Source organism: Halomonas sp., assembly GCF_041689495.1.
GTDB lineage: Bacteria > Pseudomonadota > Gammaproteobacteria > Pseudomonadales > Halomonadaceae > Halomonas.
Window position 1 is genome coordinate 1 of the sequence record NZ_JBDNGD010000238.1, and the last position, 7340, is coordinate 7340.

A 7340-nucleotide genomic window follows, 5' to 3' on the forward strand; every position below is an offset into this window, starting at 1 on the left:
CGCTGGCCCTCGAACAGACCCTGACGGCGCGCTATCCGGGGCTTTGCCAGGGGCTGGAGCGTGCCGGGGTGCGACTGGCCCGCCGGCCGCTGCGGACAGGGCTCCGGGAACCCGAACTCAAGCGCGGCGAGGAGGCGCTCTGGCTGTCGTTCATGCTGCCGCGGGGCGCCTTTGCCACCGCGGTACTCAGAGAATTGATCACGCACCCGGGGCTTTGAGATTGGATTCAGAAACCCGGGGGCAAGCGAGGAATCACGATGCGACGATTGTTGCTGTCCAACGACGACGGGGTGCATGCACCGGGGCTCAGAGTGCTGCATGACGCCCTGCTGGCCCATGCCAGGCTGCGCGTGGTGGCACCGGATCGCGACAAGAGCGGGGCCAGCAACTCGCTCACGCTGAGCCGGCCGCTGGCGCTCACCGCCCTGGACAACGGCTTCTACAGTATCGACGGCACCCCGGCGGACTGCGTTTACCTGGGGGTCAACAGTATCTGGGACGAGAAGCCCGACCTGGTGATCTCCGGCATCAACCACGGCGGCAACCTGGGCGATGACGTCCTCTACTCGGGCACCGTGGCTGCGGCCATGGAGGGACGCAACCTGGGCATGGCGGCCATCGCCATGTCGCTGGTCGGCTCGCGCTATTTCGAGACCGCCGGGCGAGTGGCGGCAAGCCTGGTGGGGGCCGCGGACCAGCTTTCCCTGCCGCCGCGCAGCCTGCTCAACGTCAATGTGCCGGACCTGCCCTGGGACGAGATCCGCGGCTTCCGGGTCACCCGCATGGGGTATCGAGGGCCGGCCACCCGCCCCCTGGAAGTGCGCGACCCCCGTGGCCGCTTGCGCTACTGGATCGCCGCGGCGGGCGAGAACGCCGATGATGGCCCGGATACCGACTTCGCCGCCGTGGAGGCGGGCTTCGTTTCCATCACCCCGCTGCAGACCGACCTGACCCGGCATGCGGCACTGGACGACGTACAGGGCTGGCTGGATGCATTCACCTGATCTTCTGCCCGAGCGGTTGCTCGGTATCGGCATGACCTCCCAGCGCACCCGGGATCGCATGGTCGCTCGCCTGGCCGACCAGGGCATCGGTGATCCCCGGGTGCTGGAGGTGATGGCCCGCGAGCCTCGCCACCTCTTCCTCGACGAGGCCCTTTCCCACCGGGCCTACGAGGATGCCTCCCTGCCCATCGGCCATGGCCAGACGCTCTCTCAGCCCTGGATCGTGGCCCGCATGACCGAGCTGGTGATTCAGGAGGCGCCGACCCGGGTGCTGGAGGTCGGCACCGGTTCCGGCTACCAGACCCTGGTGCTGTCCCGGCTGGTGCCGGAACTCTGCTCGGTGGAGAGGATCAATGCCCTGCATCGTCAGGCCGCCCAGCGACTGCGGCTGCTGCGTGCCCGCAATATCAAGCTGCGTCTGTCCGACGGGGGCCATGGCTGGGAGGAGGCGGCCCCCTTCGATGTCATCCTGCTCACCGCCTGTGCCGGCACCCTGCCCAAGGGTCTGCTTGGCCAGCTGGCGGAGGAGGGTGTGCTGATCACGCCGCTGGCCGATGCCAGGGGGAATCAGTGGCTGACCCGGGTCCGCCGTCGGGAAGGAGCCTTCGAACAACAGCGACTGGAACCGGTCCATTTCGTGCCGTTGCTGGAAGGCGTCATCCGTTGAAAGACGTCAATTGTCGTAAAGGAGTCAGCCGTTGAAGCCTTGGCTCGGTATCTTTCTCAGGGGCGCCGGCATGGGGGCCGCCGATGCGGTGCCCGGGGTGTCCGGCGGTACCATTGCCTTCGTCACCGGCATCTACGAGGAATTGATCCACACCATCAAGCAGTTCGGTCCCGGTGCCTACGTTGCCTGGCGGCGCGGGGGCTGGCGCATGCTGGCGGTGCATCTCAACCTGGCCTTCCTGCTGCCCCTGCTGGCCGGTATCGCCATCAGCCTGATCAGCGTGGCCCACCTGGTCGTCTGGCTGCTGGACGATCATCTCCTGCTGCTCAACGGCTTCTTCATGGGTCTGGTGGCCGCCTCGGCCATGGTGGTGGGTCGCCACCCCTCGGACTGGCGATGGTGGCACCTCCTGCCGCTGGCCGCGGGACTGCTGCTGGCCCATGGCTTGCCGTCGCTGATGCCGCTGATCACCCAGATCGGCAACCCGGCCCTGATACTGGTGGTGGGCGGGGCGATCGCCATCAGCGCCATGCTGCTTCCCGGGGTCTCGGGCAGCTTCCTGCTGTTGACCATGGGGCTCTATGGCACCGTGATGCAGGGCATTCGCAGCTTCGATATCGGACTGATCGGATTCTTCGGACTGGGTTGCCTGATCGGTCTATTCGTCTTCTCGCGGTTGCTTTCCTGGCTGCTGCATCATCATCATACGGCGACCCTGCAGTTGCTGCTGGGCTTCATCGTTGGTTCCCTGCCGGTACTCTGGCCCTGGCAGGTAATGTTAAGCTACCAACTTGGTCCCGAGGGACAGCAGATTCCCCTCGACTATCGCTATTTCACCCCGGACGGTTTCACTCAGTGGACTGGCGAGGCGGCCCACCTTCCGGCGGTAGTCGCGCTGATGCTGGTGGGGGCGGTGCTGGTACTCGGGTTGGGACGTCTGGGTCACGCTTCGGCGGCCCGGTCCCGCCCTTCGAATGCGTCACACAGGGAGGAAGGCTCCGATGCGTAAGTTATGGTTGATCTCCGGCCTGGCCCTTGCCATGGCCGGCTGTGCCGCCCAGGAAGGCCAGGCGCCCCAGGTCCGCGATCTGTCCACGAGCCGTGAGGCCGTGACCGCGGGGACCTACCGGGTGGAATCCGGCGATACCCTCTATGGAATCGCCTGGCGTCACGACATGGATCACCGGGACCTCGCCCGGCTCAACGAGATCGCGCCTCCCTACCAGATTCAGCCCGGGCAGGAACTGAGACTTTCCGCCGGTGGCGAGGCGTCGGGGAACGGCCGGTCCGTGCCATGGGCTGATGACAGTGCCGATGACAGTGCCGATGACAGCGGTGATGACAGCGGTGATGACAGCGGTGTGGTCACTACCGGCCTGGCCGACGGGCAGAGCACGGGCGGCGAGCAGGACGGTGATCTCAACTGGCTGCTGCCCGACGAGACCGCCATCGAGCGCAACCGGCGGCTCGGCGTGCGGTCTGGTGACCAGGCCGCGGGCGCTGCCGAGGGCTCCAGTGGCGAGACCATGGTCGGGGCCGCCGCCGCCAGTGGCTCGGGCGAGGGTCCCGGGCCGATCTACGACTACGACAGCCCCCGGGCCGATGGCACGCTCAGCGAACGTGACCTGGCCGAGCGGCGTGCCATTGAGGCGCAGCAGCAGGAAGCGGACGAGACGGACGTGACTCGGCAGGCAGCCTTGCGCGAGCAGGTCCTTGTCGACGCTGCGGCCGAGGCCGCTACCCAAGCCTCGACAGAAGCCGCGACCGAGACCGCCCGAGAGGACGTCACGCCCGATCCCGGCACCTCGGTGGCGGGGGCCAGTGAGCCGCGCGAACCCAGCGGACGCCGCTATACGCCGGTCGAGGAGGTGCCCTGGCAGTGGCCCGTGGATGGTGAGGTCATCGGCGCATACGGGGAGGGTGAGAGCACCACCGCCGGCATTGATCTCGCCGGTCAAAAGGGGCAACCTGTCAGGGCAGCTGGGCCGGGGATCGTGGTCTACGCGGGCAGCGGCGTCAGGGGCTATGGCAACCTGGTCCTGCTCAAGCACAATGACCAGTTCCTGAGTGCCTACGCCCACAACGACAGCCTGCGTGTCCGCGAGAATGACGTGGTCGAGGCCGGCGAAGTTATCGCCACCATGGGTGACAGCGATGCCGAGGAGGTCAGGTTGCATTTCGAGGTACGCAAGGACGGCCAGCCTCAGGACCCTCTGGAGTTCCTGCCGCCACGCTGAGCCCTTCACGTGACTGATACCGTCTTGTCACCCTTGATGCCACACAATAATAATCACGAGCGCCGACTCACCCGTTTTCCGGGTATCGCGGCGTCTGGACGCAACCACGGGGTAGCCATCGATGAGCATACTTGAACGGGACCTTCAGGATGTGAATCTCGACTCGACCGACGACTCGGATGACGAGGTCGTCAAGGAAGTCGGCGGGGATGAAATCGATGGTGTGGAGGTGCTCGAGAAGGACGCCGATGCCTTCGAGAAGGCGCTGAGTCGCGAGGATCGCCACCACCACAGCCTCGACGCCACCCAGATCTATCTCAACGAGATCGGCTTCTCCCCGCTGCTGACGCCCGAGGAGGAGGTCTTCTACGGCCGCCTGGTGCAGCAGGGCGAACCCCTGGGTCGCTCGCGGATGATCGAGTCGAACCTGCGGCTGGTGGTCAAGATCGCCCGGCGCTACCTCAACCGTGGGCTGTCGCTCCTCGATTTGATCGAGGAAGGCAACCTGGGCCTGATCCGCGCCGTGGAGAAGTTCGATCCCGAAAGGGGTTTCCGCTTCTCCACCTACGCCACCTGGTGGATCCGCCAGACCATCGAGCGGGGCTTGATGAACCAGACCCGCACGATTCGCCTGCCGATCCATGTGGTCAAGGAACTCAACATCTACCTACGCGCCGCCCGAGAGCTGACCCAGCGGCTCGACCATGAGGCCACCGCCGAGGAGATTGCCGAGCATCTCGACAGGCCCGTGGAGAACGTCAAGAAGATGATGAGGCTCAATGAGCGGGTGTCTTCCGTGGACTATCCCATGGGCGGTGAAAGTGACAAGCCGCTGATCGAGACCCTGGCCGACGACAACGACCATGGACCCGAGTCCTGCCTGGTCAATGGCGACGTCAAGCGTCACGTCGACGATTGGCTCGCCGAATTGCCCCAGAAGCAGATGGAAGTCGTGGTGCGCCGCTTCGGCCTGCGCGGCCACGAGGCCGCCACCCTGAAGCAGGTCGGCGAGGAAATCGGCCTGACCCGCGAGCGGGTTCGCCAGATCCAGGTCGAGGCGCTCAAGAAGCTGCGTCGTCTGCTCGACAAGCGGGGCCTGTCACTGGACGCCATTTTCGAATGAGGAACCGCCCGGCATGGCTCGGCCGCTGATCGCCGATATCGACCTCAAGGCCCTGCGTGACAACTACCGGCTCGCCCGTGACCTGGCCCCGCAAAGCCGAGCCATGGCCGTGCTCAAGGCCGATGCCTATGGTCATGGCCTGGTGCCCTGTGCCCAGGCGCTGAAAGACCTGGCCCCGGCCTTGGCCGTGGCCTGCCTGGAAGAGGCCGAACAACTTCGCCAGGCGGGCATCACCACCCCCATCCTGCTGCTCGAGGGCATCTTCGAGGCCGAGGAGCTCGCCGCGGTAGACGCCCTGGGCCTGTGGCTGGTCGTCCACAGCGACTGGCAGCTCGAGGCCCTGCTGGCGCGTCGCCCGACCCGCCCCATTCCGACCTTTCTCAAGGTGGATTCCGGCATGCACCGGCTGGGGTTTCCCCCGGAGCGGGCCGAGGCAGTCTGGAAGCGCCTGAAAGAGGCCCCGGATCACGCCTGTGACCTGCACCTGATGAGCCACTTCGCCTCGGCGGATGCCCGGGAAGACGGCTATTTCCGCCGGCAACTCGCCGTGCTCGAATCCCTGGCGAGGCACCTGGGGGCACCGACCTGCCTGGCCAATTCCCCGGCCACCCTGGCCTGGCCCGAGGCCCATGGTGCCTGGAATCGTCCCGGCGTGATGCTCTACGGCGGCGACCCCATGGAAGCGGCCAATGCCGCCAGCCGCCGCCTGGCGCCGGTGATGACCCTGCGTTCGGCGATCATCGCCGTGCGCGACCTCGCCGCGGGTGAGCCGGTCGGCTATGCCGGGCGCTGGACGGCGCCACGCCCCTCGCGCATCGGCGTGGTAGCCTGCGGTTACGGCGACGGCTATGACCGTCATGCCCGGGACGGCACGCCGGTGCTGGTAAATGGCCGACGTTGTCCCATCGCCGGTCGGGTCTCCATGGACATGCTGACGGTGGATATCACCGACAGTCCCGACGCCGATATCGGTAGTGAGGTGGTGCTCTGGGGACGCGCCACGACGGGCGAGGTGCTCGAGGTGGACGAGGTGGCCCGGCACTGCGAGGCGATCAGCTATACCCTGCTGACCGGCATCCTGCCCCGGGTGCCGAGGCGCTATCATGGGGGGATTAGGAACACGAATGCCCAAGCGTGACTGGCCTGACAGCGTCGCCCATCCCCGCTACTGGCTTACCTGGCTGGCCATCGGTGCGATGCACCTCGGCGCCTGGTTTCCCTGGCGTCTCAAGCTGTGGGTGGGCAAGGTCATCGGCCTGGCCGCCTGGCGCTTCGCCGGGCGGCGCCGGCACATCACCGAGACCAACATCCGCTTATGCTTTCCCGAGCTTGACGATATCCAGCAGAGGCGTCTGGTACGCCAGACCTTTATCGCCAACGGTATCGGCATCCTCGAGACGGCCACGGCATGGTGCCGGGACCCCGAGCACCTGCGCCATCGAGTGACCTTCAAGGGCCAGGCGCACCGGACCCGCCTGCAGGCCGAGGGCAAGGGCGCGTTGATCCTGGGGATCCACTTCTCGACCCTGGATCTGGGTGCAGCGCTGCATGCGCTCTACTTCCGTGCCGACGCCGTCCAGCGTCCCCATGACAACCCGCTATTCGATCGTTTCATGAGCCGTGCTCGAGCGCCCTATTTCGATGCCATCCTCGACCGCCACGACCTGCGCGGCGTGGTCCGGCGGATCAAGGCCGGCCATGGCGTCTGGTACTCCCCGGACCAGGACTTCGGCCGCGATGCCAGCGTCTTCGCGCCCTTCTTCGGGGTCCAGACCGCCACCGTGAGAATGACGGCGCGCATCGCCCGCATGACCGGCGCCCCGGTGATTCCGCTGATCTTCCACCGTAACCCGGACGATCGCACCTACACCCTGGCGTACCTGCCCCCCCTGGAGGGGTTTCCCTCCGGCGATGACGTGGCCGACGCCAGCCAGGTGAATGCCGTCATCGAAGCCGCTATCCGCAAGCACCCCGAGCAATACCTCTGGCTCCATCGCCGCTTCAAGACACGCCCGAAAGGCGAGTCGAGGTTTTATTAGCGCCCTGTGCCCATCCGGAACGCGAGAGGTTGACCTTCGTGGGAGGCCGGCTCCGCCGGGCGAGGGGTTGATTGGGACGCGAGAGGTTGACCTTCGTGGGAGGCCGGCTCCGACGGGCGAGGGGTTGGTTGGGACCTCAGTGGCCAACTCAGCCACAACCTCGCGCGGTAAACCGCCCTCCCACGAAAAGCGCCACGGTGGCAATGCAGGGCTCGAGGCTTGCAGGTCTTGTGGGAGGCCGGCTCTGCCGGGCGAGGGGTTGGTTGGGAC

The 7340-nt window shown here is 66.5% G+C and carries 8 protein-coding genes; all 8 read left to right on the forward strand.

Annotated elements, in window-relative coordinates; genetic code table 11:
* Positions 1 to 218: tRNA pseudouridine(13) synthase TruD (truD, locus tag ACESMD_RS08365; RefSeq protein WP_372612145.1), on the forward strand; the 218-nt coding region annotated here is incomplete at its 5' end.
* A 39-nt stretch (positions 219 to 257) separates the two neighbouring features.
* Positions 258 to 1004: a 5'/3'-nucleotidase SurE gene (surE, locus tag ACESMD_RS08370; protein WP_372612147.1), complete on the forward strand. Its 747-nt coding sequence runs from the start codon at positions 258 to 260 to the stop codon at positions 1002 to 1004.
* Complete coding sequence (locus tag ACESMD_RS08375) at positions 991 to 1671, forward strand: protein-L-isoaspartate(D-aspartate) O-methyltransferase (protein ID WP_372612149.1); 681 nt, start codon at positions 991 to 993, stop codon at positions 1669 to 1671. Before surE ends, ACESMD_RS08375 begins: the two co-directional genes overlap by 14 nt.
* 70 nt (positions 1672 to 1741) lie before the next feature.
* Positions 1742 to 2680, forward strand: a complete 939-nt coding sequence (locus ACESMD_RS08380; RefSeq protein WP_372612158.1) for a DUF368 domain-containing protein — start codon at positions 1742 to 1744, stop codon at positions 2678 to 2680.
* Complete coding sequence (locus ACESMD_RS08385; protein ID WP_372612151.1) at positions 2673 to 3908, forward strand: peptidoglycan DD-metalloendopeptidase family protein; 1236 nt, start codon at positions 2673 to 2675, stop codon at positions 3906 to 3908. Before ACESMD_RS08380 ends, ACESMD_RS08385 begins: the two co-directional genes overlap by 8 nt.
* Positions 3909 to 4029: 121 nt before the next feature.
* A complete protein-coding gene (gene rpoS / locus ACESMD_RS08390; RefSeq protein ID WP_372612153.1) occupies positions 4030 to 5031 on the forward strand; it encodes an RNA polymerase sigma factor RpoS in 1002 nt (333 codons plus the stop codon).
* A 13-nt stretch (positions 5032 to 5044) separates the two neighbouring features.
* Positions 5045 to 6169: an alanine racemase gene (gene alr, locus ACESMD_RS08395; RefSeq protein WP_372612154.1), complete on the forward strand. Its 1125-nt coding sequence runs from the start codon at positions 5045 to 5047 to the stop codon at positions 6167 to 6169.
* Positions 6156 to 7070: an LpxL/LpxP family Kdo(2)-lipid IV(A) lauroyl/palmitoleoyl acyltransferase gene (gene lpxL, locus ACESMD_RS08400; protein WP_372612156.1), complete on the forward strand. Its 915-nt coding sequence runs from the start codon at positions 6156 to 6158 to the stop codon at positions 7068 to 7070. Before alr ends, lpxL begins: the two co-directional genes overlap by 14 nt.
* Positions 7071 to 7340: the final 270 nt, after the last annotated feature.